Source organism: Streptococcus oralis, assembly GCF_021497945.1.
Taxonomy (GTDB): domain Bacteria; phylum Bacillota; class Bacilli; order Lactobacillales; family Streptococcaceae; genus Streptococcus; species Streptococcus oralis_BR.
Map to the genome: position 1 here is coordinate 1,495,092 of NZ_CP046524.1, position 16,294 is coordinate 1,511,385.

The following is a 16,294-nucleotide window of genomic DNA, read 5'->3' on the forward strand; positions in this document are numbered from 1 at the left end:
CGAACAAACATATCATTTGTTCGTTTTCACTTTAGAGAGGATTGATTAGATTTTCACTTCAATAACGGCATCACCCTTAACAACTGAACCGCTTGCGACTGGTGTCACAGAAGCGTAGTCTGCTGTGTTGGTTACGATAACCATTGTTGTGTCGTCAAGACCTGCGGCAGCGATTTTGTTTGAGTCGAAGGTTCCAAGAACGTCACCTGCTTTGACCTTATCTCCTTGAGCAACTTTTGCTTCAAAACCTTCACCATTCATAGATACAGTATCGATACCAACGTGGATCAAGATTTCAGCTCCATTAGCTGTCTTCAAACCGTAAGCATGTCCTGTAGCAAAGGCAATCGATACTTCTGCATCAGCTGGTGCGTAAACCACACCTTGGCTTGGTTTTACAGCGATCCCTTGCCCCATTGCACCACTTGAAAAGACTGGGTCGTTAACATTCTCAAGAGCAACCACGTCACCAACGATAGGAGTTTGGATTGTTTCGTTTTGAGGAGCTACTGGGATGTTACCAGTTGTTTCTTCTTGGGCCAAGCGCTCTGTCGCAACTTCAGTAGCAACTTCTTCTTCGTCCTCGTAACCAAACATGTAAGTAAGGGCAAAACCAAGAACGAATGATACAGCTACCATAAGAAGGTATTGAAGCAATTGGCCGTTACCAACGTAAAGCATTGTACCAGGGATGATGGTGATACCATTACCAGTACCAGCAAGTCCAAGGATAGAAGCCAATCCACCACCGATAGCACCAGCGATCAATGAAAGGAAGAATGGTTTACGGAAGCGCAAGTTTACCCCGAAGATAGCAGGCTCTGTAATACCGAGGAAGGCAGAAAGAGCAGCTGGGAAAGCAAGTGTTTTCAGTTTAGGATTTTTAGTTTTGACACCAACGGCAACAGTTGCAGCCCCTTGAGCTGTCATCGCTGCAGTGATAATAGCGTTAAATGGGTTCACATGGTCAGCAGCAAGCAATTGCACTTCAAGCAAGTTGAAGATGTGGTGCACACCTGAAACGACGATCAATTGGTGAACCCCACCGATGACCAAACCACCAAGGCCAAATGGCAAGCCAAGAATCGCTTTTGTTCCGAAAAGGATATAGTTTTCAACCACGTGGAAGACTGGTCCGATGACAAAGAGTCCAAGGATAGACATGACCAAAAGTGTCACGAACGGTGTCACCAAGAGATCCAAGACATCTGGAACCACTTTGCGAAGTGCTTTTTCAAACTTGGCTCCGACCACCCCGATAATGAAGGCCGGAAGAACAGAACCTTGCAAACCAACAACAGGAATGAAGCCAAAGAAGTTCATAGCTGTTACTTCACCACCTGATGCTACTGCCCAAGCGTTTGGAAGTGAACCAGAAACCAGCATCATACCAAGGACGATACCAACGGCTGGATTTCCACCAAATACGCGGAAGGTTGACCATACAACCAAACCTGGCAAGATGATGAAGGCTGTATCTGTGAGGATTTGGCTGTAAATGGTAACATCTTCTGGAAGTGTCATTCCAAGAGCATTCAAGAGACCACGAACACCCATGAAGAGACCAGTTGCTACGATAACTGGGATGATTGGCACGAAAACGTCACCGAAAGTACGGATAGCACGTTGGAACCAATTTCCTTGTTTAGCAGCTTCTGCTTTCATGTCTTCTTTAGAAGATGTTGGTAAACCGAGTGCAACCACTTCGTCGTACATCTTGTTTACTGTACCAGTACCAAAGATGATTTGGTATTGACCTGAGTTAAAGAAAGCTCCTTGAACTTTATCCAAGTTCTCAATCACTTCCTTATTGATTTTCCCTTCATCTTTGACCATGACACGTAGACGAGTCGCACAGTGGGCAACACTGTTGACATTTTCACGTCCGCCAAGGGCTTCGATGACTTTTTTTGCAATATCCTGATTGTTCATTTGCAAAAATCTCCTTATAAAAATTTTGTTCTTGTTTGAAAGCGATTTTATTCGCCCTACGACTATTATTTTATCATGTTTCTAAAATATGTCAAGCGTTTTGCAGAATTTTTTATTTTCTTTCTTTTACTCCTGATTATTCTTGCTCGTTTTTGAGGGATATTTTCTTTTTCCTCAAAAAAATATCCTTATGTTAGAGGGTTCAAAGCTTTTTATTTACATTTTCTTTCATTTTTTCGTGAAAATTTGTCAAATTTCCTTTGCTTGATTTCTGGTAATCGTTTGACATATTTTTCTCTTTTTTAACATAAAAGACTTGCTTTTTTTGTCGAAAACGTTTACTATTAATAATAGAATAGAACTTATGGAGGAAAGATAAAATGGAATGGACAACTGAGCGCCGTTATAGACGCTATGAAGATTGGTCTAATGATGAAATCAAGCAAATCAAGGAAAAGATGGCACAATCTCCTTGGCATACTCGTTACCATGTCGAGCCTAAAACAGGGCTTCTCAATGATCCAAATGGCTTTTCTTATTTTGATGGCAAATGGATTCTCTTTTACCAGAACTTCCCCTTTGGTGCAGCCCATGGGTTGAAGTCTTGGGTGCAGCTTGAAAGTGATGATCTAGTACACTTCACAGAAACTGGAGTCAAAGTTTTGCCAGATACTCCATTGGATAGCCACGGTGCCTACTCTGGTTCTGCCATGCAGTTTGGCGATAACTTGTTCCTATTTTATACAGGAAATGTCCGTGATGAAAACTGGATTCGTCACCCTTACCAGGTTGGTGCTTTGATGGATAAGGATGGCAAGATTACAAAGATTGACAAGATCTTGATTGACCAGCCAGCAGACTCTACTGACCACTTCCGCGATCCACAAATTTTTAACTTCAAGGGCCAATATTATGCTATCGTCGGTGGACAGGACTTGGAGAAAAAAGGCTTCGTCCGTCTCTACAAGGCTGTGGACAACGACTACACAAACTGGCAAGCGGTTGACGACCTTGAATTTGCTAACGACCGCACTGCCTACATGATGGAATGTCCAAACTTGGTCTTTGTAGGGGAGCAACCTGTCCTTCTCTACTGCCCACAAGGATTGGATAAGAGTGTTCTAGACTATGACAATATCTATCCAAACATGTACAAAATCGGGGCTTCCTTTGATCCTGAAAATGCCAAAATGGTAGATGTATCTCCATTGCAAAATCTAGACTATGGTTTTGAAGCCTATGCAACTCAAGCATTTAACACTCCAGATGGACGTGCATTGGCAGTAAGTTGGCTTGGGTTACCAGATGTTTCTTACCCATCTGACCGTTTTGACCACCAAGGAACCTTCTCATTGGTCAAAGAACTCACTATCAAAGATGGCAAACTCTACCAATATCCTGTCTCAGCCGTCAAAGAACTTCGTTCTTCTGAAGAGATCTTCTCAAATCGTACTCAAACCAATAACACCTACGAAATCGAACTAAACTTAGAAGCCAATAGTCAGAGCGAGATTGTCTTACTTGCTGATAAAGAAGGCAAGGGACTTTCAATCAACTTTGACCTTGTCAATGGAGAGGTGACAGTGGATCGTAGTCAGGCTGGTGAACAGTATGCCCAAGAATTTGGTACGGCTCGTTCTTGCCCTATCAATAACCAAGCTACTACTGCCACTATATTCATCGACAAGTCAGTCTTTGAAATTTTCATCAATAAAGGAGAAAAAGTATTTTCTGGTCGTGTCTTTCCTCATGCCGATCAAAATGGTATCCTGATCAAATCTGGAAATCCAACCGGAACTTACTATGAATTAGATTATGGTCGCAAAACTAACTGATGTCGCAAAACTTGCAGGCGTCAGCCCTACTACTGTTTCTCGAGTTATCAATAAAAAGGGTTACCTATCTGAGAAAACCATTCAAAAAGTCAATGAGGCCATGCGAGAATTGGGCTATAAACCCAACAACCTGGCTCGTAGTCTTCAAGGGAAATCGGCTAAGTTAATCGGCTTGATTTTCCCCAATATTTCCAATGTTTTCTACGCAGAATTGATTGATAAGTTGGAACACCAACTCTTCAAAAATGGCTACAAGACCATCATCTGTAACAGCGAGCATGACTCTGAGAAGGAACGGGAATACATCGAAATGCTAGAGGCCAATCAGGTCGACGGTATCATTTCTGGAAGTCATAATCTAGGAATCGAGGACTACAATCGTGTGACAGCACCGATTATTTCCTTTGACCGAAATCTATCACCAGACATCCCTGTCGTCTCCTCTGATAACTACGGTGGCGGGGTCCTCGCAGCTCAAACTCTGGTCAAGACAGGCGCCCAGTCTATCATCATGATTACAGGAAATGACAATTCCAACTCGCCTACTGGACTTCGCCATGCTGGCTTTGCCTCTGTTCTCCCTAAAGCACCTATTATCAATGTTTCGAGTGACTTTTCGCCCGTCAGGAAAGAAATGGAAATCAAGAATATCTTGACCCATCAGAAACCAGATGCCATCTTTGCTTCGGATGATTTGACAGCTATTCTGGTCATTAAAATCGCTCAAGAGCTAGGCATCTCTGTTCCTGAGGAGCTCAAGGTCATCGGCTATGATGGGACCTACTTTATCGAGAACTACTACCCTTACTTGACAACGATTAAGCAGCCTATGAAAGAGATTGCCCAACTCACTGTCGATCTCCTCTTACAGAAGATTGAAGGTAAAGAGGTCGCGACAACCGGTTACTTCTTACCAGTCACCCTATTACCCGGAAAAAGTATTTAAACACAAGAAAACTCAGACCAATTCGTCTGAGTTTTTTATGATCTTAAATTTTCTAGATAGCGCTGAGCTGTCTCTAAGTTAAAGGTTTTATCTGCGATGAGTCGCTCAACTAGGGGAGCAACTTCAGACTCACTAGCACCTGCTAGAAGAGCTAGGGATTTGGCCTGCAATTTCATGTGGCCTTGCTGGATGCCCGTACTTACTAAGGCTTTGAGGGCCGCAAAGTTTTGGGCAAGACCGATGGACACGATAATCTGAGCTAATTCCTTAGCTGAAGGATTTCCCAGTAGTTCATGACTGAGGGCTACACGTGGGTTGAGTCCGATTGAGCCACCCTTGGTCGCTACCGGCATGGGTAGTGTCATCTCACCGACCAATTCTTCTGTGTCCTTATCTATACTCCAACGGCTGAGGCCTTGATAGCGACCGTCTCGACTGGCAAAGGCATGGGCCCCGGCTTCGATGGCACGCCAGTCATTACCAGTGGCAATCAAAATCGCATCAATACCGTTAAAAATCCCTTTATTATGAGTAGCCGCTCGGTAGGGATCAACCTGCGCAAACTGGCTAGCCAAGACTATTTTCTCCGCAATTTCTCGTCCTTGATCCTTTTGAGGGTTCAAGTAGCGAAAGGCAATACGACAGCTTGCTGTCACTAGAGAATCTGTCGCGTAGTTGGACAAAATTCCCATAAGGCTCTGCCCTTGACTGAGTTCTTCTAAGACTGGTTTCAAGGCTTCCAGCATGGTGTTGAGCATATTGGCTCCCATAGCTTCCTGAGTATCGACATGGAGATAAACAACGAGAAAGTCTGTTTCACCTTTGATCTGCTCTACATGCAAATCACGCGCCCCGCCACCACGTTTGACGATAGAAGGATAGGCTTGATTGGCAAGTTCCAAGAGCTCTGCTTTCTTGCTGGCAATCTTCTCTTGCGCTAGATCTGGATTAGCAACTTGATAAAGGGCCACCTGACCGATCATCTGGCGCCCATGTACTTGAGCAGTAAAGCCACCTGCTCGCTTGATGATTTTACTTGCATAGCTCGCCGCAGCAACCACGGACGGTTCTTCTGTCACATAGGGAACTGTGTAGTCCTGACCGTTCACCAAAAGCTCTGGAATGATGGAATAAGGCAGAGAAAAAGTACCCACTACATTCTCACTCAGCTGGTCTGCAACTGCCAAGCTGACTTGTTCATCCTGCTCGAGACTCGTTTGCTTTTCAGGACTAAGGAGCGCCTGAGCTCGCAACAACTCCAGGCGCTCATAGTATGATTTTTTAGAAAATCCATTCCAACTTATCTTCATTATTTTTCAACCTTGCTATAACGGCGTTGGTGGTTGACAATTTCAACCAAGGCATAGTCTTGATTTTCAAAACCTGCAAACTGGGCTGAACCAGATTCATCCAACTGCACCTCTTCAAAGAAGACTTTTTCATAGTCTGCAACAGACAATGCTGTACGTTGCTTGAGTTTGCTCAAGCGATCCTTATCAAGGTAAGCTTCATAACCTTCAACCAGTTCTCCACTAAAGAACTCTGAAACCGCTCCACTTCCATAGCTATAGAGGACAATTTTATCTCCAGCCTTCAAAGTCTCTGCATTTTCCAAAAGGGAGAGGAGGCCGAGGAAGAGGGAACCTGTATAGATATTCCCAATCATCTGACTGTAGAGGATGGACTTATCAAAGTTTTCTTGCAAACTATCCTGTTTTTCTTTAGACAAAGTTTTGTCCATCATCTTGCGCAAGCCTTTTAGGGCTAATTTGGGATAAGGCAAGTGGAAACAAATGGCCGCAAAGTCACCCATAGTCCAATCGTAGCGCTTCTTGTATTCATCCCAAGTCGTTGTCAGGCAATCAAGATACTGTTGGGTCGAGTACATGCCGTTTACATAAGGAGTGCTTGAGTAGTTCGGACGCCAGAAATCCATGATGTCGCGCGTTTGGGCAACGTTATCATTGTTAAAGGCCATAATGCGCGGATTTTGAGTGATCAACATCGCCACACTTCCAGCACCCTGAGTTGGTTCACCTGGAGTTCCGACACCATACTTGGCAATATCACTAGCAATGACCAAAACCTTGGACTCTGGAGAATTTTCCACATGCAACTTGGCATAATGGAGGGCAGCTGTTGCTCCATAGCAAGCTTCTTTGATTTCAAAGCTACGGGCGAAAGGCTGAATGCCTAATAGACCATGAACAAAGACTGCCGCCGCCTTACTCTGGTCAATCCCTGACTCGGTCGCCACGATGACCATGTCGATTTCTTCTTTTTCTTTGTCTGTTAAAATAGAGTTGCTTGCACTAGCTGCCAAGGTAACAATGTCCTCAGTCAGTGGCGCAATACTAATTTCATTTAACAAGAGTCCCTTGCTAAATTTTTCGGGGTCAACTCCCCTCGCTTCTGCTATGTCTTGTAATTTCAAGACATATTGACTGGTCGCAAAACCAATCTTATCAATACCGATTGTCATATTTACCTCTGTTTTTTCATTCATTGTAAAAAATCGTTTCATTCTATTTTATCACAAATAGGAGCAAAAGGGAGAAAAAAGACTTGATTCACCAAATCAAGTCTTTGCTTTGACAGCATCAGGAGGATATTCCTCGCTGTTTTCGGATGTAGTAATAGAGCTTTAAAATCACCGTTCCACTTGCCATTCCAATAGAAATAACGAGAGCCAACATAACCACCAAAGTCGCACTGGCAAGGGCATGACTGTAATCGCCTGTCACAAAGAAAGCTGTCGTCCGATAGGATAGATAACCTGGCACCAAGGGGGCAAGAATGGCCAAGACAAAGACCACTGCTGGTGTCTTATAGAGAATACTTAAAATCTGGCTGATACAAGAACCAATCACCGCCACAATAAAGGTCGCAACAATAACATTGGTTGGTTCTTTGAGTACGAGATAGAGGAGCCAAACACCCATTCCCAAAATACCACCAGGTAGGAGCATGGAGCGTTGAACATTCAGTACGATTAGAAAGTTTATAATGGCGAGCAAACTCGCCACTGCTTGGAGCAAAATACTTGTTAGAGTCATCTTAAGTCATCAAAACCAGGGCGACAGAGGTGCCAGCCCCTAAAGCGAGGGTAATGAGCAAAGATTCAAACATCTTGCTCATACCAGAGTTGATATGGTTGGTCATGATATCCCGTACCGCATTTGTCAGAGCAATCCCTGGAACAAAGGGCATGACGGCTCCTGCTATGATCAGGTCTGCTGTCGAAGGAAATCCTGTATAGCGGGCCCAGAACTGGGCGATCAATCCGAAAACAAAGGCACCCGCAAAGGCCGTTACAAAAGGAATGCGGACAAACTTCTCTACGTAGAGAGAGAAGGCAAATCCAAATAAGGTCGCAATAGCTGCGCCAAAAGCGTCATAAACATTGCCCCCAAACATAATCGAGAAGAAAGGGGCACTGAGGGTCGCTGCTACGGTCACTTGGAACTTGGTATAAGGAAGGGCTTGATTGCCAATTTCTTTCAGCTTTTTAAAGGCTGTCGAGAGATCAATCTGCCCTCCGACAAGCTCCCGTGATACTTGGTTGACATCGCAAACTTTTTCAATGTTATAAGAGGATGAGGTCACTCGTTTCATCCGAGAAATATTGGTGTTTTCAATAGAAAAGAAAATAGCTGCGGGCATGGCAAGAACATTGCAATCCATTATTCCTTGCGAATGGGCAATACGGATCATAGTATCCTCAACCCGATGAATCTCTGAGCCACTTTTCAGGAGAATGGTTCCTGCTAGCATAATCACATCAATGACGGCATTCAACTCTCTCGATTCGTCCATTTTCTCCTCCTTTTTTCTACTCCCTATATTTTATCACAAAATCTTGTGAAAAAAAATCTTTGTCATGAAATCATGACAAAGATTGGGTTAATTTCGTTCATTGCTTGACGTTCTACTGCCATCTGAAGAATCCGTTGTAGGGTTGCTACCTTGATTGTTACTCTGTGAAGGCGTCGTGTCTGTTCCTGAATTTCCGTGTTGAGACGAACTTGATGAAGAAGGAAGTGGTTTTGGTTTATAAATAGAAATCTTAACACGTGTTTTATTGAGATCTACCTTTTCTCCAGCTTTTGGTGTTTGATCTACAACCGTGCCCTCTGCTGTTCCTTCAGGAGCTGTCGATACTTCAACAACCTCAATATTAGCCTCTTTTACACCAACAATCTGAGTCAAGTTATTCTTTGTAAACTCGAGACTTGAACCAATGTAACTTGGCATCGAAACGCTGGTCACCTTCTTAGCAACTGTCAATACAATACTTGTTGCCTTTGTTAGGTCGTAAGTACTTCCTGCAGCTGGGGTTTGCCTAATGACTGTTCCTGGATCGCTTTCGCTAGATTCCTCTTCCTCGATCTTGATAAGATTTTCTGGAACCTTTTTCTCTTTGAGCTCTGCGACAACATCCGAGGACTTACGTCCTACATAGTTACTTAGTTGGAAGGATTGCTTACCTGATGAAACGATTAGATTTACTTTGCTTCCTTCTTTTCGACTGCTTCCAGCTTCTGGGTCTGTTCGAATAATGCGACCTTCAGCTACTGTGTCGCTGGCCTCTGTCTTTTCTTCACCTACTTCAAAATTGGCTTTTTTAAGGGCTTCTTTAGCTTCAGCAACTGTCTGTCCCGATACATTTGGAATAGCAATATTCGCTGGAGTTCGGGAGAAGATCCAAATCAAAGAGGCTGCAACTAGCAAGGCACTGGCCAGTAAAATCATGTAGCGAGCTTTAAACTTCCGTTTTTTCGCTGGTTTTGGTACTGGTGCTTCATCTACCACCTGCTGAGTCTGCTGTTTTGATTGAGGTCGCTCTAATTGTGGCTTAGCCTTCGGAATAGAGGTTAGAGTGCTTTGTGGAACTTTAGGCAAGGTCTTGGTATCAACCTTGCTTGCCTCATCAAAGACTAGCTTTGGTTCTCTCCTACGATTGTGAGACAAACAACTTGACAAGTCCACATACATTTCTGATACAGACTGATAGCGATCTGTCAATTTCTTGGCCGTTGCCTTGATAACGACATTTTCCAAAGCTTGTGGTACTGCTGGATTCTCAGCAATAACAGATGGAAGTGGTTTTTGGAAATGCTGGAGGGCAATAGTCACTGCACTATCCCCATCATAAGGGATATGTCCAGTCAACATTTCATAGAAAATAATCCCCATAGCATAGATGTCACTCTGCACAGTTGCCTTGGAACCACGGGCCTGCTCAGGTGAGAGATAGTGGACTGAACCGAGCATGGAGTTGGTCTGTGTCAGACTGGTCTCTGCAAAAGCCACGGCAATCCCAAAGTCTGTAACTTTGGCAGTTCCATCTGGTGTCAATAGGATATTTTGAGGTTTCAAATCTCGGTGGATAATCCCTCTCGTATGCGCCAGACGCATCGCCAAGAGAATCTGTCCCATAATACGGACGGCTTCTTCATTTGAGAGAGGGGAGTGTTCTTTGATATAACGTTTGAGGTCAAGCCCTGCCACATACTCCATAGCTAGATACTGCTGACCGTCTTCCTCACCGATATCTGTTATCCGAACGATATGGGGATGATCCAGATCCGCCATGGCTCTCGCTTCACGTTGAAAACGTGCCACAGCAATCGGATCTGTCTGATAGTTAGTCCTCAGAACCTTAACCGCCACTTCTTCCCCGTCTAGGATCAAATCCTTGGCCAAGTAAACATCCGCCATGCCTCCTCGACCAATCTGTTTGACAATCCGATATCGTCCGGCAAAAATCTTGCCGATCTGGATCATTCTTCTTCCTCCTCATTCATGTGAACAAGGGCAACCGTGATATTGTCTAAACCACCTGCATTGTTGGCAAAACGAATCAAAGTTGCCGCCTTGTCTGCCAAGGAAATATCACTTGTTACAATATCGTAGATATCGCTTCCTGAGATCATATTGGTCAAGCCGTCACTGTTGAGCAAGAGGTAATCTCCTGACTCTAGGCTAACCATGCCAAAATCTGGTTGAATTTCATCTTTTTGCCCAATGGATTGGGTAATGATATTTTTCTGCGGATGAATTTCTGCCTCCTCTGGAGTTAGCTGGCCAGCCTTTAGCAGAGCATTAACCAAAGAATGATCACTTGTGAGCTGGCGATAATCTTCACCACGGATCAAACCAATACGAGAATCACCAATATGGGCATAAATAGCTTGATTTCCAATAATGGCTACTGCTTCAAGTGTTGTTCCCATCCCCTTATAGGCTTCGTCTTTCCCCATCTGATGAATTTTTTGATTTTCAAGTTCCAGATAGTGGGCAAACCATTCACGGACCTCATTGACGGTGTCGATTTGGGTATCAACCCAAGCCACGCCCAGGTCTGTTACCGCCATCTCACTAGCGATATTGCCTGCACGGTGTCCTCCCATCCCATCAGCCAAGAGGATCATGGTGCGCCCTGCTCGGTTGACAAAGTGATTGACATAGTCTTGGTTATTTGTTCGTTTCTGACCAACATCTGTTAATAATGCTATTTCCATTGTGTCAGTTCCTTCCTAATCAGACATCTTGCGGAATTGGCTTATAAAGAATCCGTCACTTCCGTACAATTCAGGAGTGATCAAGATACAGCCGTCCTTCAAAATATCCTTGCATTCGTGTTCTAGTTTAACCTGCTCAAACTCGGGGTGACTTTCTAAAAATGCCTCAACGACGTGAAAGTTCTCCTCTGAGACGATAGTGCAGGTACTATACGTTATTATACCACCTTTTCGTAAGGTTTGACAAACACTACCTAGTATTTCCAGCTGAATTTGCTGTAATGATGCGAAATCCGCCGTTTCTTTATTGTATTTGATATCTGGTTTGCGGCGCAAAAGACCAATTCCAGAACAAGGAGCATCTACTAAAATCTTATCAAACGAATCCTTCCCAAAAAACTCATGTACTTTTCTGGCATCCAATTTTTGTGTTTGAACCCGATCTGCCACACCCAGACGCTGGGCATTTTCTTGGATTAAGTCCAACTTATGGTCATACAAGTCCAAAGCTGTCACCTTACCAGATGTGAGGTAAGAGGCCATATGGGCTGTTTTACCGCCCGGAGCCGCACAGGCATCCAGGACCTGTTCATCACCTTGTAAATCAAGAGTCGGAGCAACCAATTGACTGGACTCGTCTTGGATGGTTATAGCCCCTTCTGTAAACAAATCATGTCCTACAAAGTAGCCTTGCTCCTTGACCAGACCAGTGGCCGTCAAAGGGGAATCAGCCGCCTCTAACAAAGCTTTGATTTCCTCTTTTCGGCTCAAGTCGGTCACCCGAATACTGGCCTTGTTTCGCACCAAGAGACTTTCAAAGATGGCTTGTGCTCGCTCTTCACCGTATTCTTCCTTGAGCTTAGACACTAGCCAAACTGGGAGAGAATAGGCAATGGAATCACGCTTATTTTTGCGTTTGATGCTGTCAACATCCGGCCAACCTTCTCGCAAAATACGACGAAGGACTGCGTTGACCAATTTTTCACTGCCTTTTTTACGCGCTTTGGCTAGTTCTACCGCTTCATTGACTACAGCGTGATTAGGAATCTTATCCAGATACCGAAGTTGGTAGGCGCTAAGAAGGAGCAGGATATAGAGCCAGTTATCTAGCTTATCCCGGTCTTCGATAAAGTGGGACAGGTACCATCCCAGAGTCAGTTTACGGGCTACCGTTCCATAGACAATCTCTGTCACCAAGCCCTTGTCTGCTGCTGAGAGTTGACTCCCCTTGAGGTGTTTGTTTAAAGCAATATTGGAATATGCTTGGTTCATCAAAACATCCTCTAGCACTGCTAGAGCTAGACTTCTAGCCGATTCTACTTTAGTCACCAAATCGTTCTCCTACAGTCAAAGTACGACCAACTCCGTTGAGGAAGGAAGCGATGTCCATCTTAGGCTTGCCTGCTGGCTGCACTTGTTTGAGAGATAGAGCTCCTTCAGCCGTTGCGACGATCAATTCCTTTTTACCAATTGAGAGGATCTCACCTGGAGCTCCCTGACCTTTTACTGGCAGGGCTTCATAAATCTTAAAGCGGTCGCCCTTAAGGAAAGTATGAGCAACAGGCCACGGATTCATCCCACGGATTTGGTTGAAAAGTTGGCGATTGGTTTTAGTCCAATCCAGTTTCTCTTCTTCTGGCTTGATATTTGGCGAGAAAGTGACTTGACTAGGATCCTGTGGTTCAGGTTGGATTTCTCCTGTTAGGTAGCCAGGTAGCGTATCCAAAAGCAAATCACGACCAACAATCGCCAATTTTTCAAACAAGGTACCAACATTGTCCTCATCTGTGATGGGAATACTGCGACGGGAAATCATATCTCCTGCATCCATTTCTTTAACCATTTCCATAATGGTCACACCAGCTTCCTCATCTCCTTGAATCAAGGCATAATGAATGGGAGCGCCACCACGGTGTTTGGGAAGAAGGGAAGCGTGAACGTTAACCGCAAAGTCCATGCTATCAAGAAGTTTACTTGGGAGAAACTGCCCAAAAGCAGCGGTCACAATCCCATCTGCTCCTAAATTCATAATAGCTTCCAGCTCTGGGCTTCCAGATAATTTTTCTGGTTGGTAGATAGGAAGGCCTGCTTCTTTAGCAGCCTGCTTGACTGGGGTTTCTTGGACCACTTTTTTACGGCCGACAGCGCGGTCTGGCTGGGTCACAACAGCTAGAATCTCGTAACGATCATCTGATAACAAACCCTTCAAAACTGTCGCTGAAAAATCAGGTGTTCCCATAAAGATTAGTTTTGTCATTTCTTCTCCTTCTTATAAAAACTGCTGCGGTTCGTGGTCAATGCTGAGACGAAGCTCGCTATTTTCACGTTCTTGAGTCAAGGCCAAGACCTGATTGAGGGTTGGACCCAGCTCATCTTCTAAACGGTATTTAATCAAAATCTGGTAATGATAAAGGTTGTGGGTACGGGCAATGGGTTTTGGTGTCGGTCCAAGGATTTTACTAGTTTCCGATAAACCTGATCGCAAAATTCCCATAACTTCATAGGCACGTTTGACAACCTCTTCTTCTTTCTTGTGAGAGAGGGTAATCCCAATAGTGAAATAATAAGGCGGATAGCCGAGTTGGCGCCTAATACTCATTTCATAGGCATAAAAACCTTCGTAATCCTGATCTTTTGCAAAACGAATGGCATAGTGTTCTGGATTGTAAGACTGGATCAAGACCTGCCCAGCCTTTTCCGCTCGACCTGCACGACCAGCCACCTGGGTCAAGAGTTGGAAGGTTCTCTCAGAAGAACGGAAATCAGGCAGATTCAAGGCCGTATCCGCATTGAGCACTCCGACCAAGGTCACATTTGGAAAATCCAAGCCCTTGGCAATCATCTGAGTTCCCAACAAGATATCTGCTTCCCCTCGGCCAAACTGGTCAAGAAGAGCTTGGTGACTGCCTTTCTTACGGGTCGTATCCACATCCATCCGCAGAATGCGTGCCTGAGGAAAGAGCTCTGCTAGCTCATCATAGGCTTTCTGAGTCCCCGTCCCGTAGTAACGAATACTGCGACTCTGACAGTTGGGACAGGCATGAGGAATTCCCTTAGAAAAGCCACAGTAATGGCAGTTCATAGTCTTGGTATCCATATGCAGGGTGAGAGAAATGTCACAGTTGGGACAAGTATCCACCGTCCCACAATCCCTACACATAACAAAGCTAGAATAACCCCGACGATTGAGCATGAGGACTACCTGCTCTTTTTTATCTAGGCGATCTTGAATGGCCTCTAGCAAAGGGGGCGTAAAGTTTGATGTCTCATTCTGCCCGATATAGTCCCGAAAGTCAATCACTTGAACCTCAGGAATAGTGGCTAAAGGATTGGCCCGTTGGGTTAGATGTAAGTGGTGATAGACACCTTTTCCAGCCCTCGCACGGCTTTCTAAGCTCGGTGTCGCCGAACCAAGGACCAGAGCCGCTTGATTGTACTGGGCCCGTAAAATGGCGACCTCTCTAGCATGGTAACGTGGATTGCTGTCTTGCTTGTAGCTGGCTTCATGCTCTTCATCGATAATGATAACACCTAGATTTTTTATAGGTGCAAAGATGGCCGATCTGGCTCCAACCACAACTTGAGCATCTCCACGCTCGACCTTGCGCCATTCATCGTACTTTTCACCATTAGACAGGCCTGAGTGAAGAATAGCTACTTTCTCGCCGAAACGAGCAATGAAACGCTCCGTCACTTGTGGCGTCAGAGAAATCTCAGGTACCAGCAAAATGGCCGTCTTACCATTATCCAAGGCCCCTTGTATAATCTGTAAGTAAACCTCTGTTTTCCCACTTCCTGTAATCCCTTGAAGGAGGAAAGGAGGCTGTTGACTGCCAATAGCACTGATAACAGCATCGCGAGCTTGTCTTTGCTCTGGGTTCAGCTCCAAAGGTCTACTTACTTCAATGCCTTCGAAATAAGCAGCTGAACGTTGCACTTCCTTTTGTACTAGGGTTAGAGCTCCTTGCTCCACAAAAAAGTTGACTTGCTCGCGTGAGTAGGATTCTAACAAGCTAGCCAGAGGAGCACTTCCAGGATGAGATAGCAAATAGTCTCTCAGCTCTGCCTTTTTCTTAGCACGCGCAGAAATCTCAATCTGCTCTAGTCGAGTAGCATCAACCTCATACCAAGACTGGGTCTTGACCTTCTTCTGATCGACAGCCTGGTACTCTAAGCGGAGCAGACCTTTTCTGGTCAAGCGCATCATTTCTGCCTGCTTGGCCAAATCTAGAGAAGAAAAGGCTAGCGAATCTTCTGAACCAAACAAGCGCTCTTTGTCTGCCTGACTTAGGCCTTCTAGAGGATAGAGAATTTTATCATAACTGGAGTTTAAAAATCCTGGTAACATGGCTTTTAGAATGGAGATTTTGTAAGAAAAGACGGACTTGCGTAGCTCCTCAGCTAGCCAGAGTTGCTCCTGAGTCAAGACTGGAGAAAAGTCCAGCACTTCTGCAATCTCTTTCAAGTCCTGATTTGCCACTTCTTCATCCGACTGGGACTCCAAGCCCAACACAATTCCTTGGATCAAACGATTGCCCTTGCCGAAGGGGACATGGACCCGCATACCGGCTTCCAGCATCTCTACAAATTCCTCAGGGACCTTGTAGCTGTAGGGCTGGTCCGTCTGCATCAGGGGAACATCCACGATAATCTTTGCGATAGCCATCTTCTCACCTCCTTCTTGTTAGCAAATTCTTGCAATAGAAAAAATAAGATTGAGTCCCCCCAACCTTAAATTTTTTCACCATCTTCTTTTTCTTTAGCGATTTGCTCTTTGATTTTCTTTTCTTCTTCTTCTTTGCGGCGTTTTTCTTCTTCGATACGGAGACGAACCGCTTCACGTTTTCCTTCTGGATCTGGGTGAATGGTTACATTTCCTGACTCGATTTCTTCCAAAGCACGAAGAGTTGATTTTTCAGACTTAAACTCTTGAGTTGCTGGCGCGCCTGCTTCTAGTTCGTGGGCACGCTTTGCTTCCAAGATTACGAGTGAATATTTTGATGGTACCTTGTCAAGTAAGGTATCAATAGAGGGTTTTAACATCATTTGCTTGTACC

The 16,294-nt window shown here is 44.6% G+C and carries 13 protein-coding genes; 2 read left to right on the plus strand and 11 right to left on the minus strand.

Annotation, left to right across the window (positions count from 1 at the left end; translation table 11 throughout):
- Positions 1-45: 45 nt before the first annotated feature.
- Positions 46-1,932 carry a sucrose-specific PTS transporter subunit IIBC gene (locus GOM47_RS07580; RefSeq protein ID WP_235080403.1) on the minus strand — a complete coding sequence of 629 codons (1,887 nt, stop codon included), beginning with the start codon at positions 1,930-1,932 and terminating at the stop codon, positions 46-48.
- Positions 1,933-2,312: 380 nt separating this feature from the next.
- Between GOM47_RS07580 and GOM47_RS07585 the strand changes: the two genes are divergently transcribed.
- Positions 2,313-3,767: a sucrose-6-phosphate hydrolase gene (locus GOM47_RS07585; RefSeq protein WP_235080404.1), complete on the plus strand. Its 1,455-nt coding sequence runs from the start codon at positions 2,313-2,315 to the stop codon at positions 3,765-3,767.
- Positions 3,748-4,713 (plus strand): LacI family DNA-binding transcriptional regulator, encoded by a 966-nt coding sequence (locus tag GOM47_RS07590; protein ID WP_235080405.1) that lies wholly within the window; start codon positions 3,748-3,750, stop codon positions 4,711-4,713. Before GOM47_RS07585 ends, GOM47_RS07590 begins: the two co-directional genes overlap by 20 nt.
- A gap of 35 nt (positions 4,714-4,748) precedes the next feature.
- Here the strand turns inward: GOM47_RS07590 and GOM47_RS07595 are convergent, their stop codons facing one another.
- From GOM47_RS07595 to rpoZ, 10 genes are all read right to left on the minus strand, one after another.
- Positions 4,749-6,023 (minus strand): hydroxymethylglutaryl-CoA reductase, degradative, encoded by a 1,275-nt coding sequence (locus tag GOM47_RS07595; RefSeq protein ID WP_235080406.1) that lies wholly within the window; start codon positions 6,021-6,023, stop codon positions 4,749-4,751.
- Positions 6,023-7,195, minus strand: coding sequence for a hydroxymethylglutaryl-CoA synthase (locus tag GOM47_RS07600; RefSeq protein WP_235080407.1), 1,173 nt, complete (start codon positions 7,193-7,195; stop codon positions 6,023-6,025). Before GOM47_RS07600 ends, GOM47_RS07595 begins: the two co-directional genes overlap by 1 nt.
- Positions 7,196-7,313: 118 nt before the next feature.
- On the minus strand, positions 7,314-7,769 hold the full coding sequence (locus tag GOM47_RS07605) for a threonine/serine exporter family protein (protein WP_235080408.1): 456 nt from the start codon (positions 7,767-7,769) through the stop codon (positions 7,314-7,316).
- Between the two features lies 1 nt (position 7,770).
- Positions 7,771-8,529: a threonine/serine exporter family protein gene (locus GOM47_RS07610; RefSeq protein WP_000344542.1), complete on the minus strand. Its 759-nt coding sequence runs from the start codon at positions 8,527-8,529 to the stop codon at positions 7,771-7,773.
- 87 nt (positions 8,530-8,616) lie between these two features.
- Positions 8,617-10,500: a Stk1 family PASTA domain-containing Ser/Thr kinase gene (gene pknB, locus GOM47_RS07615; RefSeq protein WP_235080409.1), complete on the minus strand. Its 1,884-nt coding sequence runs from the start codon at positions 10,498-10,500 to the stop codon at positions 8,617-8,619.
- The gene (locus tag GOM47_RS07620) at positions 10,497-11,237 is read right to left on the minus strand and encodes a Stp1/IreP family PP2C-type Ser/Thr phosphatase (protein ID WP_235080410.1); all 741 of its coding nucleotides are present in this window, start codon (positions 11,235-11,237) and stop codon (positions 10,497-10,499) included. Before GOM47_RS07620 ends, pknB begins: the two co-directional genes overlap by 4 nt.
- 15 nt (positions 11,238-11,252) lie before the next feature.
- Positions 11,253-12,566, minus strand: coding sequence for a 16S rRNA (cytosine(967)-C(5))-methyltransferase RsmB (rsmB, locus tag GOM47_RS07625; protein WP_235080411.1), 1,314 nt, complete (start codon positions 12,564-12,566; stop codon positions 11,253-11,255).
- Complete coding sequence (fmt, locus tag GOM47_RS07630) at positions 12,559-13,494, minus strand: methionyl-tRNA formyltransferase (protein ID WP_000163667.1); 936 nt, start codon at positions 13,492-13,494, stop codon at positions 12,559-12,561. Before fmt ends, rsmB begins: the two co-directional genes overlap by 8 nt.
- 12 nt (positions 13,495-13,506) lie before the next feature.
- Complete coding sequence (locus GOM47_RS07635) at positions 13,507-15,903, minus strand: primosomal protein N' (protein WP_235080412.1); 2,397 nt, start codon at positions 15,901-15,903, stop codon at positions 13,507-13,509.
- Positions 15,904-15,968: 65 nt separating this feature from the next.
- The gene (rpoZ, locus tag GOM47_RS07640; protein ID WP_002874282.1) at positions 15,969-16,283 is read right to left on the minus strand and encodes a DNA-directed RNA polymerase subunit omega; all 315 of its coding nucleotides are present in this window, start codon (positions 16,281-16,283) and stop codon (positions 15,969-15,971) included.
- Positions 16,284-16,294 lie beyond the last annotated feature (11 nt).

Excerpts from the sequence above, each read along its gene's own strand:
- pknB (WP_235080409.1), bottom strand. The coding sequence starts at position 10,500 with ATGATCCAGATCGGCAAGATTTTTGCCGGACGATATCGGATTGTCAAA.
- GOM47_RS07605 (WP_235080408.1), bottom strand. The coding sequence starts at position 7,769 with ATGACTCTAACAAGTATTTTGCTCCAAGCAGTGGCGAGTTTGCTCGCC.
- GOM47_RS07590 (WP_235080405.1), top strand. The coding sequence starts at position 3,748 with ATGGTCGCAAAACTAACTGATGTCGCAAAACTTGCAGGCGTCAGCCCT.
- GOM47_RS07595 (WP_235080406.1), bottom strand. The coding sequence starts at position 6,023 with ATGAAGATAAGTTGGAATGGATTTTCTAAAAAATCATACTATGAGCGC.
- GOM47_RS07610 (WP_000344542.1), bottom strand. The coding sequence starts at position 8,529 with ATGGACGAATCGAGAGAGTTGAATGCCGTCATTGATGTGATTATGCTA.
- fmt (WP_000163667.1), bottom strand. The coding sequence starts at position 13,494 with ATGACAAAACTAATCTTTATGGGAACACCTGATTTTTCAGCGACAGTT.
- GOM47_RS07635 (WP_235080412.1), bottom strand. The coding sequence starts at position 15,903 with ATGGCTATCGCAAAGATTATCGTGGATGTTCCCCTGATGCAGACGGAC.
- GOM47_RS07585 (WP_235080404.1), top strand. The coding sequence starts at position 2,313 with ATGGAATGGACAACTGAGCGCCGTTATAGACGCTATGAAGATTGGTCT.
- GOM47_RS07600 (WP_235080407.1), bottom strand. The coding sequence starts at position 7,195 with ATGACAATCGGTATTGATAAGATTGGTTTTGCGACCAGTCAATATGTC.
- rpoZ (WP_002874282.1), bottom strand. The coding sequence starts at position 16,283 with ATGATGTTAAAACCCTCTATTGATACCTTACTTGACAAGGTACCATCA.
- GOM47_RS07580 (WP_235080403.1), bottom strand. The coding sequence starts at position 1,932 with ATGAACAATCAGGATATTGCAAAAAAAGTCATCGAAGCCCTTGGCGGA.
- GOM47_RS07620 (WP_235080410.1), bottom strand. The coding sequence starts at position 11,237 with ATGGAAATAGCATTATTAACAGATGTTGGTCAGAAACGAACAAATAAC.